Origin of the sequence: Adlercreutzia equolifaciens, from assembly GCF_029076695.1 — a bacterium.
GTDB classification, from domain to species: domain Bacteria; phylum Actinomycetota; class Coriobacteriia; order Coriobacteriales; family Eggerthellaceae; genus Adlercreutzia; species Adlercreutzia equolifaciens_A.
Window position 1 is genome coordinate 1 of record NZ_JARFIK010000613.1, and the last position, 289, is coordinate 289.

General features: G+C 48.4%; 1 pseudogene. It reads left to right on the forward strand.

Features of this window, described 5'->3' with window-relative positions:
• Nucleotides 1-289 (forward strand): annotated as a pseudogene (locus tag PZH32_RS13825) (glutamine-hydrolyzing GMP synthase); the annotation flags it as partial.

Here is a 289-nt window from a genome sequence, read left to right on the forward strand (position 1 = left end):
CGAGGAAGTATTTGGACCGAATGGCCCGTACGATCTGCACTTTATCCGCGTAAACGCACAGCAGCGTTTCTACGATAAATTAGCAGGCGTTGAGGAGCCGGAGAGAAAGAGAAAGATCATCGGTGAGGAGTTTATCCGTGTATTCGAGGAAGAAGCAAAGAAGATTGGTGCTGTTGATTTCCTTGTACAGGGAACGATTTATCCGGACGTTGTAGAGAGTGGTCTCGGCGGAGAATCTGCAGTGATCAAATCCCACCACAATGTCGGAGGCCTTCCGGATTATGTTGAT